The 23432-nt window shown below is 42.2% G+C and carries 22 protein-coding genes; 15 read left to right on the top strand and 7 right to left on the bottom strand.

The features are described from left to right. Positions 1–11 precede the first annotated feature (11 nt). Together lpxL and tolC are read right to left on the bottom strand one after the other, a co-directional pair. Positions 12–941, bottom strand: coding sequence for an LpxL/LpxP family Kdo(2)-lipid IV(A) lauroyl/palmitoleoyl acyltransferase (lpxL, locus tag MTF64_RS10520; RefSeq protein WP_054983765.1), 930 nt, complete (start codon positions 939–941; stop codon positions 12–14). 97 nt (positions 942–1038) lie between these two features. Then, entirely contained in the window at positions 1039–2394 is a 1356-nt protein-coding gene (gene tolC, locus MTF64_RS10515) for an outer membrane channel protein TolC (RefSeq protein WP_029772380.1), read from the bottom strand. Between the two features lie 150 nt (positions 2395–2544). On the opposite strand from tolC, the gene MTF64_RS10510 reads away from it, so the two are divergent. The 10 genes from MTF64_RS10510 (at position 2545) to MTF64_RS10465 (ending at position 13403) form a co-directional block, all read left to right on the top strand. After that, complete coding sequence (locus MTF64_RS10510; protein WP_248451309.1) at positions 2545–3171, top strand: NUDIX domain-containing protein; 627 nt, start codon at positions 2545–2547, stop codon at positions 3169–3171. Positions 3172–3197: 26 nt separating this feature from the next. Then, the gene (locus tag MTF64_RS10505) at positions 3198–3656 is read left to right on the top strand and encodes a DUF1249 domain-containing protein (RefSeq protein WP_024031550.1); all 459 of its coding nucleotides are present in this window, start codon (positions 3198–3200) and stop codon (positions 3654–3656) included. Further along, positions 3643–4428, top strand: coding sequence for a metallophosphoesterase (locus MTF64_RS10500; RefSeq protein ID WP_055254873.1), 786 nt, complete (start codon positions 3643–3645; stop codon positions 4426–4428). The genes MTF64_RS10505 and MTF64_RS10500 overlap by 14 nt, the downstream gene beginning before the upstream one ends. Then, complete coding sequence (locus MTF64_RS10495; protein WP_004587965.1) at positions 4413–4982, top strand: YqiA/YcfP family alpha/beta fold hydrolase; 570 nt, start codon at positions 4413–4415, stop codon at positions 4980–4982. The genes MTF64_RS10500 and MTF64_RS10495 overlap by 16 nt, the downstream gene beginning before the upstream one ends. A gap of 26 nt (positions 4983–5008) precedes the next feature. Continuing rightward, the gene (parE, locus tag MTF64_RS10490; protein WP_055254871.1) at positions 5009–6898 is read left to right on the top strand and encodes a DNA topoisomerase IV subunit B; all 1890 of its coding nucleotides are present in this window, start codon (positions 5009–5011) and stop codon (positions 6896–6898) included. Between the two features lie 30 nt (positions 6899–6928). Continuing rightward, positions 6929–8023 carry a PQQ-dependent sugar dehydrogenase gene (locus MTF64_RS10485; protein ID WP_024031553.1) on the top strand — a complete coding sequence of 365 codons (1095 nt, stop codon included), beginning with the start codon at positions 6929–6931 and terminating at the stop codon, positions 8021–8023. 10 nt (positions 8024–8033) lie between these two features. Continuing rightward, positions 8034–10328, top strand: a complete 2295-nt coding sequence (gene parC / locus MTF64_RS10480; RefSeq protein WP_248451308.1) for a DNA topoisomerase IV subunit A — start codon at positions 8034–8036, stop codon at positions 10326–10328. A gap of 169 nt (positions 10329–10497) precedes the next feature. Further along, on the top strand, positions 10498–11211 hold the full coding sequence (locus MTF64_RS10475; protein ID WP_248451307.1) for a 1-acylglycerol-3-phosphate O-acyltransferase: 714 nt from the start codon (positions 10498–10500) through the stop codon (positions 11209–11211). Continuing rightward, entirely contained in the window at positions 11211–11546 is a 336-nt protein-coding gene (rraB, locus tag MTF64_RS10470) for a ribonuclease E inhibitor RraB (RefSeq protein ID WP_248451305.1), read from the top strand. Before MTF64_RS10475 ends, rraB begins: the two co-directional genes overlap by 1 nt. Positions 11547–12227: 681 nt before the next feature. Then, positions 12228–13403, top strand: coding sequence for a polysaccharide lyase family 7 protein (locus MTF64_RS10465; protein ID WP_004587971.1), 1176 nt, complete (start codon positions 12228–12230; stop codon positions 13401–13403). Positions 13404–13457: 54 nt separating this feature from the next. Here the strand turns inward: MTF64_RS10465 and MTF64_RS10460 are convergent, their stop codons facing one another. Next, positions 13458–14429, bottom strand: coding sequence for a zinc transporter ZntB (locus tag MTF64_RS10460; protein WP_029772374.1), 972 nt, complete (start codon positions 14427–14429; stop codon positions 13458–13460). A gap of 278 nt (positions 14430–14707) precedes the next feature. On the opposite strand from MTF64_RS10460, the gene MTF64_RS10455 reads away from it, so the two are divergent. From MTF64_RS10455 to MTF64_RS10445, 3 genes are read left to right on the top strand one after another with little or no spacing between them, the layout of a single operon-like run. After that, positions 14708–15136 carry an ATP-dependent zinc protease gene (locus MTF64_RS10455; protein ID WP_248451304.1) on the top strand — a complete coding sequence of 143 codons (429 nt, stop codon included), beginning with the start codon at positions 14708–14710 and terminating at the stop codon, positions 15134–15136. 10 nt (positions 15137–15146) lie between these two features. Then, positions 15147–16052: a 30S ribosomal protein S6--L-glutamate ligase gene (gene rimK / locus MTF64_RS10450; protein WP_004587974.1), complete on the top strand. Its 906-nt coding sequence runs from the start codon at positions 15147–15149 to the stop codon at positions 16050–16052. Then, positions 16039–17097, top strand: coding sequence for a succinylglutamate desuccinylase/aspartoacylase family protein (locus tag MTF64_RS10445; protein ID WP_248451302.1), 1059 nt, complete (start codon positions 16039–16041; stop codon positions 17095–17097). Before rimK ends, MTF64_RS10445 begins: the two co-directional genes overlap by 14 nt. A gap of 74 nt (positions 17098–17171) precedes the next feature. On the opposite strand, the gene MTF64_RS10440 is transcribed toward MTF64_RS10445, so the two are convergent. From MTF64_RS10440 to recQ, 4 genes are all read right to left on the bottom strand, one after another. Continuing rightward, the gene (locus MTF64_RS10440; protein WP_248451301.1) at positions 17172–17744 is read right to left on the bottom strand and encodes a mechanosensitive ion channel domain-containing protein; all 573 of its coding nucleotides are present in this window, start codon (positions 17742–17744) and stop codon (positions 17172–17174) included. A gap of 70 nt (positions 17745–17814) precedes the next feature. Continuing rightward, positions 17815–19524 (bottom strand): POTRA domain-containing protein, encoded by a 1710-nt coding sequence (locus tag MTF64_RS10435; protein ID WP_029772371.1) that lies wholly within the window; start codon positions 19522–19524, stop codon positions 17815–17817. A 146-nt stretch (positions 19525–19670) separates the two neighbouring features. Next, a complete protein-coding gene (locus tag MTF64_RS10430; protein WP_029772370.1) occupies positions 19671–19955 on the bottom strand; it encodes a DUF3630 family protein in 285 nt (94 codons plus the stop codon). Positions 19956–19962: 7 nt separating this feature from the next. Continuing rightward, entirely contained in the window at positions 19963–21786 is a 1824-nt protein-coding gene (gene recQ / locus MTF64_RS10425) for a DNA helicase RecQ (protein ID WP_054983758.1), read from the bottom strand. A 134-nt stretch (positions 21787–21920) separates the two neighbouring features. Between recQ and MTF64_RS10420 the strand changes: the two genes are divergently transcribed. After that, the gene (locus MTF64_RS10420; RefSeq protein ID WP_004587980.1) at positions 21921–22376 is read left to right on the top strand and encodes a thioesterase family protein; all 456 of its coding nucleotides are present in this window, start codon (positions 21921–21923) and stop codon (positions 22374–22376) included. A gap of 130 nt (positions 22377–22506) precedes the next feature. Beyond that, positions 22507–23424 carry an EamA family transporter RarD gene (gene rarD / locus MTF64_RS10415; protein WP_004587981.1) on the top strand — a complete coding sequence of 306 codons (918 nt, stop codon included), beginning with the start codon at positions 22507–22509 and terminating at the stop codon, positions 23422–23424. Positions 23425–23432 lie beyond the last annotated feature (8 nt).

The following is a 23432-nucleotide window of genomic DNA, read 5'->3' as shown; positions in this document are numbered from 1 at the left end:
TATTTATACCACTACTTTTTATAAAAAGAAGGGGTATTTTTATCAGGGCGTGTTTTAAAACGGCGGTGCAGCCACATGTATTGCTCAGGCGCTGCGTTAATTGATTGCTCAACGCGCTGATTTACACGTGTTACATCTGCTTTATCATCGCCGCTTGGGAAGTTCTCAAGCTCAGGTACTATTTCTAAATGGTATTTACCGTGCTCATCACGACGACTAATTAGGCTCATGGTTTCGCAGTGTTTACTTGCTGCAAAAAGTAATGTGCCTGTGGTGGTGGCTGTATCTGGCACTGCGTAAAAAGGCACAAATTCACAGCGGTTACGGCCGTAGTCTTGGTCGGGTAGGTAATAACACACCTTTTTATTTTTTAGTGACTTTAACAAGCCTTTTACGTCTTTTCGTCCAATTAAATACTCGTTAGAACGAAGGCGGCCATTGGTTGTAAAGTATTCCATGAGTGCATTGTTGTGTGGGCGGTAAAACCCAAGCCCTTGGCATTTGGTGCCCATAACACGACTCGCCATTTCTAAATGCAAAATATGCGGCACCAATAGCAATACGCCTTTACCCTGAGCCTGCACGCGCTCAAAGTGCTCTAATCCTTTGATAGAGCCATACGCTTTTTTAACGCGCCACTGCGGCCACCACCAGGCCATGCCAGTTTCCACCATGGCAATACCGGTATTTTCCATGTTTTTTAGCACAAGCTGTTGTTGCTCGGCTTCGCTCATATCAGGAAAACACAGCTTTATATTAACCTCGGCAATATGGCGACGACGTTTCATAAATTTGTGTACTAAGCGCCCCAATAACTTACCTAAGCTAAGCTGAATTTTTTGTGGCAACCACGAAATCAAATACAAAAAGAAAACGCCAATCCACGTTAGCCAATAACGAGGGCCTAAAAACGAGGCTTTAAAAGGAGATGAGGTGACCACAAAATACTCTCTAAAATAAAAACGCTAGTTTAACGCTTAGTGTTATAAAATACAAAAAGCCAGCAATGGCTGGCTTTAAACGTTACTTTTTAACTTATTAGGCTTTTTTTAAGCCTTGGTTAATACCCAGTAAATCGGCACTTGTTAGTGTACCTGCAGCTTGCTTTAAGCGAAGCGTAGATAACACGTAACGATAGCGTACATCAGCTAGGTTACGTTTTGCATCATACAGGTTTTGCGTGCTTACAAGCACATCAACAATAGTACGCGTGCCTACTTCAAAGCCAGCTTCTGTTGCTTTAAGCGCACTTTGCGCTGATACCACAGCTTGCTCTAGAGCTTTGTAAGTCGCGATGTCTGATACAACCTGGTTGTATGAGGTAATAACGGTACGCGTTACGGCGCGGTAATTTGTTTCGTAATCTTGGCTGGCTGAAACATAAAACGCACGGGCTTGTTTAGTTGCAGCTACGGTTGCGCCGCCAGTGTAAAGAGGAACACTTAAATTAACGGCAACCGATGTTGAGTCGGCACGTGGTTGGTCGTTAAAGCTTAAACCATTTATATTTTGGTCAGTTAAAGAATCACCGTAGCTGGCATCAAGTGTTAGCTTTGGGTAGTGGCCAGCTTTAGCAAGCGTGATCTGATCCTTAGCAATATCAACCGTGACTTTAGCCACTTGTAAGCTGATATTATTGTTCTCAGCTACTTTTACAAAGTCAGTCGATTTTTTAACCGGTTTTACTGTTGAAAATGTTTCGGTGTTTAAAAAATCGAGTTTTGCGTGGTATTTACCGGTTATTTCACGCAGTTGCTCGCGTGCGGTTTCAACGGCATTACTAGCAATAATTTCTTGTGCTACTGAGTTATCGTATTGTGCTTGCGCTTCGTGAACATCTGTAATCGCTGTAAGGCCAACTGCGTAGCGCTGTTTTGTTTGCTCTAACTGGCGTTCAATGGCACGCTTTTCGGCTTGCACAAATTCAAGGTTATCAATGGCGCTTAATACGTTAAAATAGCCTTCAGCAACGCGCACAATTAAGTTTTGTTTTGCGTTATCGTATTGCGCATTGGCTTGCAGCGCTTGTTTTTCGGCAATATCAAGTGTATTCCATGCGCCTAAGTCGAATAAGGTTTGGCTTAAACTAACACCACGCGTGAATTGGTCGGTATCGCTGTTTATTTTAACTTGGTCAGCTAAATCACCAACGCTCTGAAAAGAGGTAGAATCGCTTTTTTCATAGCCCATGCTTACGCCAATTTGCGGCAGTAATGCACTCATTGCTAAATCGCTTTCGTAAGATTGCGCATCTGCTTGGGCTTTTGCTTTTAAAACAGTGGGATCGTTAGCAGTAGCAATTTCAAAAACTTGCATTAAATCTTCAGCACTTGCTGTGGTTGTGCCTAATGCGCACGACAAACTAACGAGCGCTGCAAGGATGTTCTTTTTCATGTTAGGTTCAGTCCTTAGACAAATTTTGTACTAAAAGCATGGTAACGTGTTTTGCTTAATAACTAAAAAAGAAATTAGTAAAACTGTATGTTCAAATGTAACAGAATATATTAACAAACTTTAATCGTTTAAATAAGCGGGATGTATAATATGGCAGATAAAAGCTTGGTTCAATTTACACATAAAGATGTGAGCTTAAAAGCAGTTAAAAGTCTGTATAATGGCTTTTTTAAGGTGGATATGTATGAGTTTGAGCATAGCCTGTTTAATGGTGGTACATCGCAAATTATAAAGCGCGAAATACTAGAGCGGGGCGATGCCATTGCTGTTCTACCTTATGATGTAACTACGCAAAGTGTACTATTAATAGAGCAAATACGTATTGGCGCTATTAACAGCAAACACTCGCCCTGGCTGCTAGAATGTATTGCCGGTATGACCGATGGCAGTACCGATTACGAAGGGGTGGTAAAAAAAGAAGCCTATGAAGAGGCTGGACTTGAGCTTACTGATCTTGAATTTATGCTCTCTTACCTTTCAAGTCCGGGCGGTACCACTGAGCGCTTACATTTATACCTAGCGCGGGCAGATTTAAGCCAAGTACAAAGTGGTGTATATGGCCTTGAAAGCGAAGGTGAAGACATCAAAACCCATATTTTAAGCCTTGATGATGCGCTTTCGCGCCTCAATAACGGTGAAATAGATAACGCGGCAACGGTAATCTGTTTACAGTGGTTGGCGTTAAATCGTGAAAAAATAAGCAGTAAGTGGACATAATTTTAACTTTTTAATACGGCGGTACTTTGACAGCACTTTTAGCAACCCAAAGATATATTCAGAGCCTCCCAAAGTACATGACGCTTTGCGAGCATAATTACGTACGTCTTTCAAAACTATTACCTAAAGAGCGCAGCGCTAATAGTGTGCGTAAAGTTAAATTAGGTCATAGTGAATTTGCCATTATCATTGACGATAGTGCTAAGTACACACTGGATATTTCTATCAAACAGCTAACAGGGATGGTTAAAGGCGTTTCTCCTTTGTATTTAACAGTCAGGCTTTATCAAGATGCAAAAGTGGCTGAAATTATTCACCACGATTATCATCAACGGATAAAGCCATCTTATGGTTATCCAAATCCTAAAATGCACCAAAAAGATGAAAAGTATCAACTTAATGCATTTTTATATGACTGGTTAGTAGCCTGTGTAGAGCATGGCCGAGCAGTACTAAACTGGGATATAAACAATGGCTTGGTTTGATGAGCATTATCACTTTAACCGCTCATCGCTGCGTGTTGCGCATATAACCGATAGCCATTTATTTGCCGACCCTAACGCAGAGTACTTTAACGTAAACACCGCCGCACATTTTGCACAAGCATTAGCGCACATGGCCACGCAGTCATTAGATGCGGTTATATTTGGTGGTGATTTAACACAAGATCATAGTTTTGAATCTTATTTATTATTTGCTGAGCTTATTAATAACGCTGATTTGACCTGCCCAGTATTCTGGGTACCAGGCAATCATGATGAGATTGCCATGCTTAATCGTATCAGTGGTGGGCAAATAGTGTCGGCTAAACGCATTATCGCACAAGGATTTGAGCTGCTACTTATAAACTCAAAAGGCCCTACACCTGCAGGGTGGGTGTCTAGTGAGCACTTAAATGAAATCACTGATTGTTTAGCAAGTTCGCAATCGCAGCATGTAGTGTTTTGTCATCACAACCCGCTTGCTATTAATGGCTATCTTGATAAACACATGCTTGAAAACGGCCCGCAATTATTAAACGTGTTAGTTAATAGCGCTAATGTAGCGGCGTTGCTGCACGGTCATGTGCATAATCACTATACGCAAACTTTTAGAGAGCTGAGTATTTATGCAACGCCCGCCAGTTCGGTGCAATTTACAAAAAATTGCCCGCAATGGCAGCAAGAAAACCACGGCCCCGCTTATCGAATGTTGCATTTAACTACACAGGACAATGCTTTAACAGTTAAAACGGATGTTGTATGGTTAAACGCGTAATTTATATTCATGGCTTTAATAGTTCTGAAAAATCATATAAAGCTGTGCGCTTTGGCGAGCTTATGGCAAACTATGACGTTGACTATTGCGTACCGCGTTTAAATCACGAGCCCTTACAAGCTATTTTACAGCTTGAGCATTTATTAACGCCAGATACCGCGTTACTTGGGAGCTCACTAGGTGGATTTTATGCCACCTATTTGTCGCAGCGTTATAACCTGCGAGCAGCATTAATAAACCCAGCAGTAGCACCGTTTAACTTATTAGCGCCGCTTATTGGCCACAATTATAATCCGTACCAAGATTATCATTATGAGTTAAATACCAGCCACATGGATGCTTTAAAAGCATTGTATGTGCCTAAATTAACATCCCCCGAATTGCTCTATTTGTTGCAGCAAACGGGAGATGAAGTGTTAAATTATCAACACGCAGTAAATTATTTTTCACAATGCAAACAGTTAGTTGAGTTTGGTGGCGATCACAGCTTTGTTGGTTTTGAACGCACCTTAGATAGTATTGTAGAGTTTCTTAAATTACCTAAAACAAATTAGCCTAAGCGCATATAAAGATAAAAATTATGAGTCAGCAAAATTATAACGCCGAAGCCATTGAGGTTCTCAATGGATTAGAGCCGGTAAAACGCCGCCCTGGTATGTATACCGACACGGTACGTCCAAATCATTTAGGCCAAGAGGTTATCGATAACAGTGTCGATGAAGCCATGGCGGGCCATGCCACTAAAATTGATGTGATCTTACACGAAGATAACTCTCTTGAAGTTATAGACGATGGCCGTGGTATGCCTATAGATATTCACCCTGAGGAAGGTATTCCTGGGGTGGAGCTGATTTTTACCAAGCTGCATGCAGGTGGTAAATTCTCTAACAAAAACTATCAGTTTTCGGGCGGTTTACACGGGGTAGGTATTTCGGTTGTAAATGCGTTATCGCACCGTGTTGAAGTAACGGTAAGGCGCGACGCTCAACAATTTAGAATGGCCTTTGAAAACGGCGATAAAGTTGAAGACTTAAATGTCATTGGCACTGTTGGTAAGCGCAACACCGGTACAACCGTTCGATTTTGGCCCGATGCGAGTTACTTTGACTCAGCTAACTTTTCAATTACTAAATTAAACCACCTATTAAAAGCTAAAGCGGTTTTATGCCCAGGCTTGCGCATTAAGTTTGTTAATAAGCAAACTAAAGAAACTCAAGAATGGTTTTACGAAACAGGCTTAAAGGATTACTTAATTGAAGCTGTTAAAGGCTTTGAAGTACTGCCAAAAGACCCATTTGTAGGCGAGTTTTCAAGCTCGATTGAAGGGGCTGATTGGGCTGTTGTATGGCAACCTGAAGGCGGCGAGTCGATTGCGGAGAGCTATGTAAACCTTATTCCTACCGCACAAGGTGGTACTCACGTAAATGGTTTGCGCCAAGGCTTACTTGAAGCAATGCGCGAATTTTGTGAATTTAGAAACTTATTACCGCGTGGCGTAAAGCTTACCCCAGATGATATTTGGGAGCGCTGTAGCTACGTGTTATCGGTAAAAATGCAAGACCCACAATTTGCCGGCCAAACTAAAGAAAAGCTTTCTTCTCGCTCATGTGCAGCGTTTGTATCGGGTGTGGTTAAAGACTCATTTAGCTTATGGTTAAACGAGCACACAGACACTGCAGAATTGCTTGCAGAACTGTGTATTTCAAATGCACAGCGCCGATTGCGAGCGGCTAAAAAAGTGGTGCGTAAACGCGTTACCTCAGGCCCCGCGTTACCCGGTAAACTAACCGACTGTAGTGCCGCCGATAACGACCGTACAGAACTATTTTTGGTAGAGGGTGACTCAGCAGGTGGCTCGGCTAAGCAGGCACGCGATCGTGAGTTTCAGGCAATAATGCCACTGCGCGGTAAAATTTTGAATACGTGGGAAGTTGAATCAGGGCAAATATTAGCCTCGCAAGAGGTGCATGATATTTCGGTGGCGTTGGGTATTGACCCAGACTCAACTGATTTAACCGGCCTGCGTTATAATAAAATTTGTATATTGGCCGATGCTGACTCGGATGGACTACACATTGCCACCTTATTGTGTGCTTTGTTTGTGCGTCATTTTCCGCAACTGGTTAAAACAGGGCATGTATACGTAGCTATGCCACCGCTGTTTAGAATCGACATTGGTAAAGAGGTGTATTACGCCCTCGATGAAGATGAAAAAACAGGTATTTTGGCCCGCATAGAAGCAGAGAAAAAACGCGGTAAAGTAAACGTGCAACGATTTAAAGGGCTGGGCGAAATGAACCCGCTGCAGCTGCGCGAAACGACAATGGACCCAAATACTCGCCGCTTAGTGCAACTTACGCTAGATGAAGAAGAGCAAACATTAGAAATGATGGATATGCTACTTGCTAAAAAACGCTCGTCAGACAGACGCCAGTGGCTAGAAGATCACGGTAATAAAGCACAGGTATAATAAGCTTGTGTTTAACACTTGGAGAGGCAAATGAATAAAATACTAGGAAGTTTATTATTGCTTGGCTTAACAACAGCCCCAGCAATGGCAAAAGACATACTAGACAAACTCACCGTAGCACCTGGGTTTGAGGTAAGCTTATTTGCTGATGATGTTGAAAATGCACGCCAAATAGCAGTATCAAAAAAAGGCATTGTTTACGCAGGTTCGCGCAAAGCAGGAAATGTGTATGCGTTAATCGATCATAACAGTGATGGTGTAGCAGATAAAAAAATGGTGATTGCTGAGGGGCTAAACATGCCCTCTGGTTTAGCAATTAAAGATGGCGACTTATACGTAGGTGAAGTACACCGTATTATTCGCTTTAAAAACGTAGACACGCAGTTAAAAGACCCTAAATTTGACGTGGTTTACAACGCGTTGCCATCGGATCGTCACCACGGGTGGAAGTTTTTACGCTTTGCACCCACTGGCGAGCTTATTATTCCGGTTGGTGTTCCGTGTAATATATGCGCCGAAGATGAGCGTTACGGGCGTATTTTTGCACTTGATGTAGAAACCAAACAAATTAAAACAATAGCCCAAGGGGTACGCAACTCAGTGGGGTTTGACTTTCATCCAAGCACGCAAGCATTATGGTTTAGCGATAACGGCCGCGACATGATGGGTGATGATATTCCACCTGATGAAATTAACCGCGTAAGTAAAGAAAACGAGCACTTTGGTTTTCCTTACGTTCACGCCGGTGCCATTGCAGATCCTGAGTTTGGTAAAGGTAAAAACATTAGTGACTACAGCCCGCCAGCGCTTGCGCTAGGAGCTCACGTTGCGCCACTTGGCATTCATTTTTATACCGGTAAACAGTTCCCGGGCTCTTACAAAGAGCAGCTATTTGTTGCTGAACATGGCTCGTGGAATCGTACTAAAAAATCAGGTTATAAAGTGGCTGTAGCCAATGTAGAGCAAGGGCGTATTACTAAATACACGCCATTTATTACCGGCTTTATGCATAACGAAACAACCTTTGGACGCCCAGTTGCATTTGCACAATTAAATGACGGCAGTCTGCTAATAAGCGACGATTACGCAAACGTGATCTACCGCGTAAGCTATAAGAAAAACTAGGTAAGCTTTAATGAGTGATACAGATACCTTGCTAATGCAAGGAATTGAACAACAAACAATGGGGCGTTTTACCGAAGACGCCTACTTAAATTACTCTATGTACGTAATTATGGACCGTGCATTACCGCATGTTGGTGATGGTTTAAAACCGGTTCAACGTCGTATTATTTATGCTATGAGCGAGCTGGGTTTATCGGCCGCTGCTAAATATAAAAAATCGGCTCGTACGGTAGGTGATGTATTAGGTAAATACCACCCGCATGGCGACAGTGCCTGTTACGAGGCTATGGTATTAATGGCACAGCCGTTTTCTTACCGTTACCCATTAGTCGATGGGCAAGGTAACTGGGGGGCAGCAGATGACCCTAAATCGTTTGCGGCAATGCGTTATACCGAAGCACGCTTATCAAAGTTCTCTGAGGTATTACTTAAAGAGCTAGGCCAAGGCACCGTTGATTGGACGCCAAACTTTGACGGCACCATGGACGAGCCATTAGTGTTACCGGCGCGCTTACCGCATATTTTATTAAATGGCGTAACGGGTATTGCAGTAGGTATGGCAACCGATATTCCACCACATAATGTGCGTGAAGTAGCCAGTGCCTGTTGTTTATTACTTGATAAGCCTAAAACCGAGCTTGATGAGTTACTTGAGCTTGTAAACGCACCTGATTATCCAACCGACGCTGAAATAATTACCCCAAAAGCCGATATTCATAAAATATACAAAACCGGCCGAGGCTCAATTAAAATGCGTGCGGTGTATACTGAAGAGCATGGCGATATTGTTATTACTGCGCTACCGCATCAGTGTTCAGGGGCTAAAGTGCTTGAGCAAATAGCAGCGCAAATGAATGCTAAAAAGCTGCCAATGGTCGCTGATTTACGAGATGAGTCTGATCACGAAAATCCAACCCGTATTGTGATTGTACCGCGTTCAAACCGCATTAAAGCTGAGCCGTTAATGGCGCACTTATTTGCCACCACCGACCTTGAAAAAAACTACCGTGTAAACTTAAACATGCTAGGCCTTGACGGCCGCCCGCAAGTAAAAGACCTACGCAGTATTTTATCTGAGTGGCTAACGTTTAGACGCGAAACAGTACGTAGGCGCTTACAGCACCGTTTAGATAAAGTACTGGCACGATTGCATATTTTAGAAGGTTTACTTGCTGCCTTTTTAAATATTGATGAAGTGATTGAAATTATTCGCACAGAAGATAAACCAAAACCTGTGTTGATGGAGCGCTTTGATTTAACCGATACTCAAGCCGAAGCCATTTTAGAATTAAAACTTCGTCATTTAGCAAAACTAGAAGAATTTAAAATACGTGGCGAGCAAGATGAGCTGGCCAAAGAACGTGACAAGTTAGAGCAAACGCTTGGCTCAGACCGTCGTATGTCAACGCTTCTTAAAAAAGAAATTCAAGAAGCGGCCGACATGTATGGCGATGATCGCCGCTCACCTGTTATTGAGCGCGTAGAAGCTAAAGCACTGAGTGAAAAAGATTTAATTCCTTCAGAGTCGGTAACAGTCGTGCTTTCTGATAAAGGCTGGGCACGTGTTGGTAAAGGCCATGACATTGACGTAGAAGGGCTTAATTACCGTGCTGGCGATGAATACAAAGCCTCCGCTAAGGGTAAGAGTAATCAGCCTGCGGTATTTTTAGACTCAGCAGGGCGTGCATTTGCAACCGATGCACACAGCTTGCCATCGGCACGTAGCCAGGGCGAGCCAATGACTGGGCGCTTTAACCTCACCACTGGAGCTAATTTTGAGCACGTGGTAATGGGTGAAGACAATCAGGTGCTACTTATGGCCTCTGACGCGGGTTATGGTTTTATTACTGACTTTAAAGATTTAGTAAGTAAAAATAAAAACGGTAAAGCCTTAGTGAGCGTGCCTAAGGGCGGAATTTTACTCTCACCAATCAGAGTAAACGATGTAGCAACCGATTACTGCATGGCCATTTCGAACGAAGGACGCATGCTGTTGTTCCCACTGCGCGACTTACCAAAACTAGGTAAAGGTAAAGGCAATAAAATTATCTCTATACCAGGGGCTAAAGTGCAAGCACGTGAAGAGTTTGTCAAAGTGCTGGCGGTGGTACCACAAGGCAGTAGCGTTACCCTTCATGCTGGTAAACGAAAGCTAACGCTTAAACCGAGCGACTTGGAGCATTATCATGGTGAGCGCGGGCGTAGAGGTAATAAGTTACCGCGAGGCTTACAGCGTGTTGATGAAGCAGTGGTGGAGTTTACGCCGGCAGATGAGCAAAGTGATGACACATTAGCCGAAGAATAAACCCGTAATATATACCTCTAACGGCCTGCTTTTGCAGGCCGTTTTTGTTTATCATGTATTTTTCAGCTTACAGCTGTTCGCTATTGTCTCGTGATCGTCATAAAATCACGTTATAATAGTGAAATATGCGTGGCTTATAGCGCATTGCACACACATTTTGGAGAGAAGTTTGTTAGCTGTTATACGTGTTTTAATTATGGTGCTGTTTATATTTTTCAGCTGCGTGTTTGGGTTGTTATTGTCGATTGTGAGACCGTTTCACCCTAATAATGTGCATGTGATAGCCGGCTGGTTTGGCTCAATGGCTAAAATGTTAGGGGTTAAACTTGTCCTTAAACGCCACCCTGATGCGCTCAATATTGGCCCTGCGGTTTACCTATCAAACCATCAAAACAATTACGATTTATTTACTGTATCGGCTATGGTGCCTAAAAACTGCGTTAGCTTAGGCAAAAAAAGCTTAAAGTGGATCCCATTTTTTGGACAACTTTACTGGTTGTCGGGCAACATATTGATTGATAGAGCTAATCGCTCAAAAGCGGCAGGTACAATTTCAAAAGCCGCTGAAAAAATTAAACAAAAAGGCCTATCTATTTGGGTATTTCCCGAAGGCACAAGAAGCTATGGCCGAGGTTTACTGCCATTTAAAACCGGCGCATTTCACACCGCTTTAAGCGCAGATGTACCCATAGTACCGGTATGTATGAGCACAACTGATAAAACTATTAAGCTAAACCGCTGGGATAATGGTACAATTTACATTGAAATGTTAGCGCCTATATCACTTGATAAAAAAGTGGGTGCCCGTGAACAGGCCACCCAAGTGCATAGTCTTATGGCTGCTAAAATAACTGAATTAGATGCTCAAGCGAGAGATAAATAATGGAAAACTGGCGTGAAATAAGTGAAGACATCGTAAGTTCACTACTTGAAGATGGCTCTGATCCTGAAATACTTTATGAAGTTGAGCATCATTTTGTATGCGAAGATTTTAGCAAATTAGAGCAAGCGGCACTGGCTGCCTTTAAATTAGGCTACGATGTTGAAGAACCGGCAGAGCTTGAGCTAGAAGATGGCAGCAAAATTTGGAGCTTTGATATTGTAGTCGAAGCTGAGCTAGACGTTGAAGTTATAATGGAAGACGTTGATAAACTTGCAGCGCTAGCTATTGAGTGTGACGTTGAATACGACGGTTGGGGCACTTACTTTCAAGAGTAAGGCGTTAGCTAGTTGATAAAGGCGAGCATTTATATATGCTCGCTTTTTTTGTGCACAGAGTAAACATGACTCTTTAAACCGCAGCCTATTTTCAGATATTAATTCATTTTTAGTGTAATGGCGCATTAATACCCCCTTTATTTGGCCTTATTTAACGGCAAAAATTTAATACTTTTCGTGTTACCAATTTTATTTTTGTTATAACCAATTATTATCTTTCATATAAAAAACTTAATTCTCCTTAATTTATTCATTAAAAGTTAAGCTTGTTCATATTCCTATTGGTAATAGGGTTTATTTCGACGTACTACTTATTCATTAAATTGAAAAAATATTTTTATTTATTGCTAACCTGTCCCTAATATATAACCTGTTGAATAGTTATAACTATTTACAAGTTGTAAATGCAATATTTAATAAAACTAATACTTATTTGCTATTACATCCTCTGTTGACATATTGGTAACAAAGAATATAGCCTTTAGCTCGCCATATGGCATTAATATTGGTAAGGCCAATTTAAGGGTTTTAGATTGATTTCTGTAACCCGAGTGTTCTTGCCAAATCTATTCATACACAAAAATAGAAACCTGTTTACACAGGGTGATCTAAGTTTTAGTGACTGACACAAAACTAGGTAGTTAGGTTATTTTTATATTCAGGTTTAAAGGAATAAAGATAATGATTAACCATAAAAAACTGTTTTTTTACAGCGCAATTGCGACAAGTTCAGCGCTATCTCATGCTGCAACAATCAATAATGCAGGCTTTGAAAGTGGCTTTAGTAACTGGAACGAAACCGACCCAGCCGCTATTTCTTCAGATGCTTACAGTGGCTCAAAATCGTTAAAAATTCAGGGCAGTCCAGCACGGGTTTATCAAGTGGTAGATATACAGCCTAACACTGAATACACCCTAAGTGCTTATGTGCTGGGTAAAGGGCAAATTGGTGTAAACGATTTAAATGGTTTATTTAAAAACCAAACCTTTAATGTTTCTTCGTGGACTAAAGTAACAAAAACATTTACCTCAGCAAACACCAATTCACTTCAGGTTTTTGCTAAACATTACAACAACACCAGCGATGTAAGGTTTGATAATTTTGCCTTGGTTGAGGGCAGCGGAAGTAATGATGGTGGCTCAGATGGCGGCAGCGATAACTCAAATGGTTCAACAATTCCTAGCAGCATAACCAGTGGTAGCATTTTTGATTTAGAAGGTGATAACCCAAATCCTCTCGTTGACGATAGCACCTTAGTGTTTGTGCCGTTAGAGGCACAACATATTACGCCTAATGGTAATGGCTGGCGTCATGAGTATAAGGTTAAAGAAAGTTTACGCGTTGCTATGACTCAAACCTATGAGGTGTTCGAAGCTACGGTAAAAGTTGAGATGTCTGATGGCGGAAAAACAATTATATCGCAGCACCATGCTAGCGATACCGGCACTATATCTAAAGTGTATGTGTCGGATACTGATGAATCGGGCTTTAATGATAGCGTAGCGAACAACGGAATTTTTGATGTGTACGTACGTTTACGTAATACCAGCGGTAATGAAGAAAAATTTGCTTTGGGTACAATGACCAGCGGTGAGACATTTAACTTGCGGGTAGTTAATAACTACGGCGATGTAGAGGTTACGGCATTCGGTAACTCGTTCGGTATACCAGTAGAGGATGATTCGCAGTCATACTTTAAGTTTGGTAACTACCTGCAATCGCAAGACCCATACACATTAGATAAATGTGGTGAGGCCGGAAACTCTAACTCGTTTAAAAACTGTTTTGAGGATTTAGGCATTACAGAGTCAAAAGTGACGATGACCAATGTGAGTTATACGCGCGAAACTAATTAATTAGTGACTTATTATGGCCACTCAATTGAGCGGCCATAATAAAAAAACTTTATTTTATAACCATTTTTTATTTTTAAAGTACACACCAATACCGCCAGTAAGCACAATTAAAAAAATCACAAATGCACTAAATGCATAAGGGTTTTCGGTGCCAGGTATGCCACCTACATTTACCCCTAAAAGGCCCGTTAAAAAGCCCAGTGGTAAAAAAAGCGCAGCCACAACCGACATTACATACATGCGTTGATTTAATTGCTCAGACACCTGGTTAGTAATGGTTTGCTGAATAATTTGCGCACGCTCTATGGCGCTATCTAGCTCTTCTAAATAACGAATAAGTAAGTTAGTGGTTTCGTTTAGCTTTGCTTTATCTTCATCTAAAAGCCAGGGGTAATGGTTATTTACCATTAAACTTAACGCTTCCTTTTGCGGTTTTAAGTAACGCTTTAAGGCAATAGTTTGACGGCGCAGTTGAGATAAACCTTGGTTATCAAACTTTTTACTTGGCTCGTCTATTTCTTCTTCAAATTCATCAAGGGTTTCATCAAGCGTATCAATGACACTTTGCATGCGTGATGTCAGTTTTTGCGTAATAGAGCCGACCAACTCTGATATTGAGCATGGGCCGTGGCCAGCATTAAGCTCTGCTAATATATCTTGAATCGAAAGTAAGCGACGTTTGCGCGTTGTGATAACCACAGATTCGCTAATAAATAAACGAATTGACACCATGTCCTCAGGGCTTTGCGCTGGGTTTAAATTTACACCACGCAAAAACAGCATATGGCCATTGGTGCTAGGTGTTAAGCGAGGGCGAGTTTCATCAGCAATAAGCGAATCAAGCTCAAAGTCGGTAAGGTGAGCCTGGCTTTTAAGCCACGTTACTGCCTCGCTTTGGCTGTAGTCCATATGTATCCACAGTTTACCTTGGCTAGGGTGCCAGTTATTTAAATCGCGGGTGTTTTCTATGGCGTGCGCGCCGCCTTTTTCATCAAGCACCAGTGCATGCAGTAAACCATTAATCATATTTTAAACTCATATAATAGTGTATTTTTAATACAGTTAACTATAGTGTATCTGCATAGTGCTTTACAAACTTACCTTAACTTTTAATAAGTTAGCGTTAAGGTAAAACCTATATGCAGGCTTTAATTGCTAAATAAGGCACTAAACAGCAAGGCGCGCATTGTGTGATTAGTTCCTATAAAAGATCAATTTAATTTACTCATCGACTAGATAAATTTATTTCGCTGGTGTTTTTTGCGCCGTAGCGTATAAGTCACTTTTTTATTAAGGGCACATTTATGACAGCAAAGTTAACAGTTGGTTGGCGTGAGTGGTTAAGTTTACCCGAGCTTGGCATCGAGAAGATTAAAGCAAAAGTTGATACTGGCGCCCGCACTTCATGTATTCATGCAATTAACATTGAAGAGTACGAAGAAGACGGTGAAAAGTGGGTGAAATTTATAGCCCAGCCTTTGCAAGACGATGAGCAAACACGCATTACTTGCAAAGCAAAGGTTAAAAAAATTAAGGCCGTAACCAGCTCTAGTGGGCAAAAAGAGTTACGCTATTTTATAGAAACAAGGTTGCATGCAGGGCAGCACAGCTGGCCAATAGAAGTTACTTTAACGAGTAGAGCAACCATGAAGTTTAGAATGTTATTAGGGCGTACAGCCATGGAAAATCGTATAGTCGTTGATCCGGCTTTATCTCATTTATTAGATAGTTAAGGTTTTAACTATGAAAATTGGTATTTTATCTCGCAACAGAAATTTGTATTCAACGCGTCGCTTAATTGAAGCGGCAGAGGCACGCGGTCACGAGGTAAAGGTGATTGATGCGCTTCGTTGCTATATGAATATAAACTCAGAACAGCCAGAAATTCACTACCGTGGTGAAAATTTAAAAGATTTTGACGCCATTGTTCCACGCATTGGTGCATCGGTGACGTTTTATGGTTGCTCTGTTTTACGTCAGTTCGAAATGATGGGGGTTTATCCTGTTAACGAATCGGTGGCTATTTCTCGTTCGCGCGATAAATTACGCTCACTTCAGCTGTTATCACGTAAAGGCGTAGGCATGCCGGTAACCGGTTTTGCCAGCAAACCAGATGACGTTAAAGACTTACTAGAAATGGTAGGCGGTGCTCCGGTGGTTATTAAATTACTTGAAGGCACACAAGGCATTGGTGTTGTACTTGCTGAAACACGTAAAGCGGCTGAAAGTGTTATTGAAGCGTTTATGGGTTTAAAAGCCAATATTATGGTTCAAGAATACATTAAAGAAGCCGGCGGAGCCGATATTCGTTGTTTTGTACTTGGTGATAAAGTAATAGCGGCCATGAAGCGCCAAGCGCAAGAAGGCGAGTTCCGCTCAAACCTTCACCGTGGTGGTAGCGCTACATTAGTACGCATTACCCCAGAAGAGCGTAAAACCGCCGTTGCTGCAGCAAAAGCAATGGGCTTAAATGTAGCGGGCGTTGATTTACTTCGCTCATCTCGTGGGCCGTTGGTAATGGAAGTAAACTCTTCTCCAGGCCTTGAAGGGATTGAAGTGGCAACAGGTAAAGATATTGCCGGTATGGTGATTGATTTCATCGAAAAAAATGCTGCTATTAAAGGAACCGCAACCCGTGGCAAAGGTTAAAATTAATCGTCCTTTTACCTTATTAGGTGAAAGTGTTGGCGTGGGCGAGCGTAAAACCCTTGCCTTAGAGGCTGCTAAACTTTACACCCATTCACCGCTCAATATTCCTATTGAGGTGGTTAATGGTGTAATGGAAGGCCCGGTGCTGATGGTGTGTGCCGCTATTCATGGTGATGAGCTAAATGGTGTAGAAGTTGTACGCCAACTGCTCTCAAAAATAGATGCAAGCCAACTGCGCGGAACCATAATTGCTGTGCCAATTGTTAATGTGTTTGGCTTTATTCATAAATCACGTTATTTACCCGATAGACGTGATATGAACCGCAGCTTTCCGGGCTCTGAGCGCGGATCGCTAGCGGGGCGTATGGCACATATGTTTTTTAATCAGGTGGCGGTACATTGTACCCACATTATTGATTTACATACGGGGGCGATTCATCGTACTAACTTACCGCAAATACGCGCTAATTTAGATGATGAAGCAACCGCTGAGATGGCCAAAGCATTTGGTACGCCAGCGGTTATAAATGCATCCCTTCGTAATGGCTCATTACGTAGTGAAGCCGCTAATTTAGGTATACCGGTTATTACTTACGAAGCCGGTGAAGCCCTACGCTTTGACCCTATTGCCATTGCAGCAGGTGTGCAGGGTGTGGATTATGTGATGCGGCATTTAAAAATGATCCGCGGCAAGCGTCCTAAAAAACTGCCCGAACCTATTATTGCAGGGTCTACAAGTTGGATACGCGCTGAGGTAGATGGCATTGTACGAGCGCAAGTATCGCTAGGTGAACACGTAGAAAAAGGCCAAGTGTTGGCGTACATAAGTAGCCCATTAGGTGATGCCGAACTTGAGCTTTTAGCGCCTAAAGGCGGTATTGTGATAGGCCAGCAAACTATGCCACTAGTAAACGAAGGGGATGCGGTATTCCACCTTGCTTACTTTGCAAATGATAACAGCTTAGTAGAGCAGCAATTAGAGCATTTTATTGACGAAATAAATGATTTAGATGAAGAGCTTAAAACAGCTGAGCTAAATAATTAGCATTATGTTAGCTAGTAAAAAGCCGCAGTGAGGTTTGCCTTACTGCGGCTTTTTTGCGGATATGACTTTTAAAACTATGTCTTTTTAGGGCCAATAATCCGTTTTATTGCCGGTGCCTTTGTAGGCTTAGGTTCTTTATTTAATACCATAACCGGGCGTGTCACAAACAGGTTATTTGGGTAAACAACTCGGTGCCCATCCACATGCTCAAGTAGCACGTTCATTAAACCTAATTCGACAATGCGCCCTTCTATATGGTTTGCGCCATCAACAATACGCACCCAATTTCCCACATGAAAACCATTTTGAATAAACATGAGTAAAAAAGCGGTAAGGTTACTAAGCAGCGACCAAGCGGCAAATAAAGCGACTCCGAGCATAGCAAATAATGATGAGCCCAAAACTAATAGCCCGCGCAGCTCTATACCCCAAAATATAAGCACTAAGCACAGCACTACAAACGCGAGTATTATTTTTAATAACAGCTCAGCTCTAAATTTACGATGAACATCTACTTTTCCTTTTATGGTTTTTTCGAGCAACTTTTTAGTGACTTTTAATAAAAGAGGAAAAAGTAAAATGGCGATAAGGGTAACAATCAATTTATATTGCGTACCCATTAGCTCTAAAAGCGCAAACAATTCCAAAGTGTGATCCCGTACTGTTTTTAGGAAAATTTAAAGCGCTAGTGTAACGCTTTCGTTTATTGCTCGCTATTTAAAAGGTGTTTTTAACACTTACGAGCCACTGCACCGAATCAACATCGTCGTAGCTATCAAGCGGGGCGGCAATATCAAGGTGGATCATGGTGCCAGAGTTTGCTCTGCTAGGTGCTAAACGCAAACCCACCCCAACATTTTTTAAAACATGATCGTTCTCGCCGTTGTCTTCATCGTTAAACCAAGCGCGGCCAACATCAACAAAGCCCGCTGCACCGACTTTAAATAGCTGCAGTAAATCGTACTCCCAGTAATAGCGTTTTTCTAAGCTGACTAAAAAGCTTCGGTCGCCATGCTGGTAATCCATAGGATAGCCACGAAGGCCCGTTTCGCCGCCAAGTGTTAGCTGCTTATCGGCGGTTAGGTTTTTAGCATACTGGGCACGGGCTTTAACAAACCAAGATTGGTTTTCGCTGGTATTTAAGTAGTACTGCACTTCGCTGGTGGCTAAAAAGTTTTCTAGTTGTTTTTGCTCTTTATTCCAATAACCATCCACTTGAGCACTAAAACGCCACAGCGTTCTGTCGGTAGTAAAGTGTGCTTTTTTAGCTTTTAACGAATACACGGCTCTGCTGTCATCATTACTTAGTGATTCATCTGAGTAACCTAATAGGGCTTTAATATTCCACCCTAAATTTAAATCTTCGGTGCGCGAAATACTGTCAAAATTACGCACTTTTATATAACTGTCTTCAAACCAATGACCACTCACATAGGGGTAACTTAGCTGTCTGTTTTTGGCCAAGGGAGCAAAGGTTGTTTCTATTTCTGCAAAGCTGTCTTCTTGGTTTACATAGCCAAGCGTTAAGCGCTGTGTCCAGCTATCAGATAATGCTTTAGAGTGGCCTAAAAAAGCGCTAAAAAAATCGGTTGTTTGATCAAACTCACTGTATTCATCACCACGGCGATACAACGACTCTTCTCGCTGTTCAGAAAAGCTTTTAATACCATAGCTATAAGGTGTATCTATGGCGTAAAACGGATAGGTTAGCTCTAATAAGTGGCGTTTACCGTCGCTGTTGTCGGCATACTCTAAGCGCCCGCGATACCGGCTAGATAATATATTAGGATCGTCATAAACAAATAAATAACCATTACGATCGCTGTCGGTAGTACGTGAAAACGACAAGCGCTTGCCCCAACCCAGTAAATTGGACTCGCGAAAGCCAATGCTCGATTTATTTTCGCCACCGCTGCGGCTAAAGCTTATTTCGGGTAGTAAAGTCCATAAATCGCGAGTTACCACAGTTACATCTACGTTGCCGTCGCAGTTTTCAACCGCGCTTATTTGCGCATCATATAAATAGTTTTGTTGGCGTAATAAACGCTCTGACTCAGCGAGCTTTCTGGCATTGTAATTATCGCCTTGTTTAAATAATAAAATATTACTAATAACGTCTGGCTCGGTTTGAATATGCGCGCGGTTGGCAAAACGAAAAAGCGCGTTATTTTCCTCCTCCAGCTCGGTATTAAAAACGTTAAGTTGTTTAAGGGTAATTGAGGTTATTTGGGCGTCGCTGCGACTATTAATCAGTGTGGTTTTATCTTCAACCTCACGGCGTAAATTATTGCTTTTGTCTGAGTGAGTTTGCACAGCGGAGCAGGTGTTAGTTTTATTGGGTGGTTGTTGTGCAAAGGCCTTAGGCGCACTAAAGCTTACAAGGGCTAAGCTTATACAACAGTGTGCAATCCATTTTCTATTCACCATTCAACCTCTTCAATACTACTGCAAATATGAGTCGTAATATCAGCTTACATCATTGTTATTACAATGTAAGTAAAAGGTATGGATTTTGAAACTAATTAATTGTTACTGTTATACACCTTTGTTAATTAGTGCATATGCGAGGTGTTTTAGCTCAAGTAAAAAGCAAGGGCTGCTAATAAATGCTCGGCTTCTTGGCCTTCGCCATTAATCCAAATACTTTCGCTGTAGTGTTCAAAATTTAAATTAAAGGTTTGCTGTTGATAGCTAAAGCGCAATTGATGACGGTCAGCACCCCCAGCGTAGTCAATAATTGTTATTTCATCGGCGTGTAAAAACAGCGTGCTCCACAGCTCAAAGTCTTCATCGTGTGGGGCTTCTACCGGGCTTATAACAATGCATTTATGGGCGTGATTGTATTCAATTTGGGTCATAGTTTACTTAATTGCTAGCAAGGTAATTACGAATGGCCGTTAAAAATTCGCCGCCATATTTATTGAGTTTGGTAAAGCCAACGCCCGATACCTTTAAAAATTCGCTGTCGTTGGTGGGCATTAACTGCGCCATTTCGGCTAAGGTTTTATCGTTAAATACAACGTACGGCGGTACATCGTCGGCATCAGCGAGTTCTTTACGCAGAGCCCGTAAGCGGGCAAATAGTTTTTTATCGTAGTTAAACTGCGCCAGTTTATCTTGGTATACGTGTTTAGCTTGTAAGCGCGGCTCGGCAAGCTGTAGAGCGTATTCACTTTTAAGTACAGCGCGTGCTGCTTCGGTTAAGCGCAGTGAGGCACCTTGGGTAATATCTTGGCTTAACAAGCCTTGGTGTATAAGTTGGCGTAATATACTGAGCCAAAATTCACTGCTTTTGTCTTTGCCTATGCCATAGGTGCTGAGTTCGTGGTGGTTGTTGTCGCGTATGCGGCTGGTATTAGCCCCGCGTAATAATTCTACAATATAGCCTAAGCCAAAACGCTGCCCAGCTCGGTACACACACGAAAGTGCTTGTTGCGCTACTAATGTGCCATCAAAGCTTTTTGGCGGGTTAATGCAAATATCGCAGTTGCCACATTGCTCGCGTTTATACTCGCTAAAGTAGTTTAATAGTATTTGCCGGCGGCATGTTTGCGCCTCGGCAAAGCTGGCCATGGCATTAAAACGCTGCTCTTCTACGCGGCGGCGTTGTTCATCGTCTATGTCTTCAAAAAAGCGCCTAACGCGGCCTATATCGGCAGGATCAAAATACATAATAGCTTCTGCGGCTAAGCCATCACGCCCAGCGCGGCCGGTTTCTTGATAGTAGGCTTCAATACTTTTTGGAATATCGTAATGCAGAACAAAACGCACATTTGGTTTATTTATGCCCATACCAAAGGCAACGGTCGCAACGACTATTTGAATGTCGTCACGGGCAAATCCGGTTTGCACAAATTGGCGTTGCTCGTTGCTCATGCCTGCATGGTACGCGGCGGCATTTAAACCTGCATCAGCGAGTTTTTCGGCAATGTCATCAACACGCTTACGGCTAGTGCAGTAAATAATGCCACTTTGATTTTTTTGCTCTTTTAAATAGCGCAGTAGTTGCGCCATTGGCTTGAACTTTTCTTCGATGGTGTAACGAATATTCGGTCTGTCGAAGCTGCCGGTATGTATATAGGGCTGTTGTAATTTTAATTGCTCAACTATATCAAAGCGGGTCGCTTTATCGGCCGTGGCGGTCAGTGCCATCATAGGTACATGGGAAAAGCGCTGCTTAAGCTCATTTAATCTAAAGTAATGAGGTCTAAAGTCATGCCCCCAATGCGATACACAATGTGCTTCGTCAATTGCAAATAAGCTGATATTTAAGTGGCTGAGTCGCTCGGTAAATTCATGCTGAAGCACTTTTTCAGGGGCAACATACAGTAATTTTATTAGCCCTTGGTGCAATTGTTGGTACACTAATTGTTGCTCTTCGCGAGCCAAGCTATTATTAATGTAAGCGGCTTTAACACCTAATGCTTGCAGTTGCGTTACTTGGTCTTGCATGAGCGAGATAAGCGGTGAAATTACCACAGTAACCCCTTCAAGCACTAACGCTGGTACTTGGTAACACACTGATTTACCGCCGCCTGTAGGCAGTAGTACCAAAGAGTCTTGGCCATTAATGGCCGCGTCGATCACCGCTTTTTGGCCATCACGAAACTCGCTGTAGCCAAACACTTGTTTAAGAACCGTGTCGGGCTTGCGGACTAATGTGCTAGGTGTAGGGGTTAGAGTATTCATCGGCGGCTATTTTAGTGTTTTTTTTATAGGATGTCTTTAGCTTAGAGGTAAATGATTTAATTAGTGCCTCGTGGTTTTGCTTCAGGTATGCTTAACTCATCGTACCAGTGTTAATTTAAACATAGAGAATAATAATGAATAAAGAAATGTTAATTGAACAAGTTGGCGCACTGTTTGTAAATGGCATGCCATTTAATCAGTTTTTAAATATCTCGGTAGAGTCGCTCAGTCCTGAGCAAGCTAAAATTACCTTTCCCTGGCAGGATGTATTTATAGGCAATCCTGCGCAAAAAATTCTTCACGGCGGTATTATATCGGCGGTGCTCGATAATGTGGGCGGCATGCTTGCAGCAGCCAGTGTTATCGATAAATTAACCGAGCTCGATATCCCTAGCGTACAGCAAAAGCTGGCTACCTTAGGCACTATTGATTTGCGCACAGATTATTTGCGCCCTGGCAAAGGGGAGACATTTACAGCCAGTGCTACTTTGATTCGCTCTGGTAATAAAGTGTGTGTATGTAGAATGGAGCTACACAATGAAAAGGCAATCCAAATCGCCTTTGGTACAGGTACGTATTTAGTAGGTTAAAGCTGCTAATTACGTACGGCTAAAATAAAAAGCTTTGCCTTGCGCTGAGCTTTAGTTACCGCAAAATAAATCACTTAATAGCGCGAATTGGTATAAACTGTCGGCCTTTTAGTATGAATAAGTAGTATGTATGTCGATTGCAAACGAGCAGCGTAAAGGCGGTATTTTTGCCTGTTTAGCTTTTTTAATGTGGGGTTTAGCGCCTATTTATTTCAAACAAATACAGCATGTTTCTGCTTTTGAAATTTTAACTCACCGTGTTGTCTGGTCTGTGGTTTTTTTAGTGCTTGTGGTCAGTGTGCTTAAATACTGGGATAAGGTTAAGCGCATAGTTGCCCAGCCAAAAATTATTTTAATGTTAGTACTTACCTCTTCTATATTGGGCTTTAATTGGGGGCTGTTTATTTGGGCGGTTAATAATAACCATATGCTCGATGCCAGTTTAGGGTATTACATAAACCCATTACTTAATGTGCTGTTGGGCATGCTATTTTTAGGCGAGCGGCTGCGAAAGTTACAAGGATTTGCAGTGTTTTTAGCCTTTGCGGGCGTAGTATTGCAATTGGTCAGTTTTGGCTCGTTTCCGGTGGTGGCGTTTTCGCTTGCCACGTCTTTTGCTATTTATGGCTTACTGCGTAAAAAGTTACCTGTTGAAGCGCTGCCAGGCATTTTACTCGAAGCCCTAATTTTACTGCCTGTTGCATTAATTTACTGGTGGGTAATGGCACCAACGCCTACTTCCGACTTAGCCTTAAACGATTGGCATACCAATGCGCTGTTAATTAGTGCCGGTATTATTACTACGTTGCCGCTGCTTTGCTTTACCGGAGCGGCCAAACGTTTGCAGTACACAACATTGGGCTTTTTTCAGTACATAGGACCAAGTTTAATGTTTATGCTTGCTGTGGTGTTTTACGATGAAGTATTTGATGCAGAGCGGGTGATTACGTTTGCCTGTATTTGGAGTGCACTGGCTATATTTACTTGGGACTCTTATCATCAATCGCGTAAGCGTAAAAAAGCGGCTGTAACCGCCGCCGAAGTTTAATACCTATG

The organism is Pseudoalteromonas sp. 2CM41L, from assembly GCF_023161905.1.
GTDB classification, from domain to species: domain Bacteria; phylum Pseudomonadota; class Gammaproteobacteria; order Enterobacterales; family Alteromonadaceae; genus Pseudoalteromonas; species Pseudoalteromonas atlantica.
The sequence above is the reverse complement of the archived record's forward strand: the minus strand, read 5'-3'. Positions and strand labels throughout refer to the sequence as shown.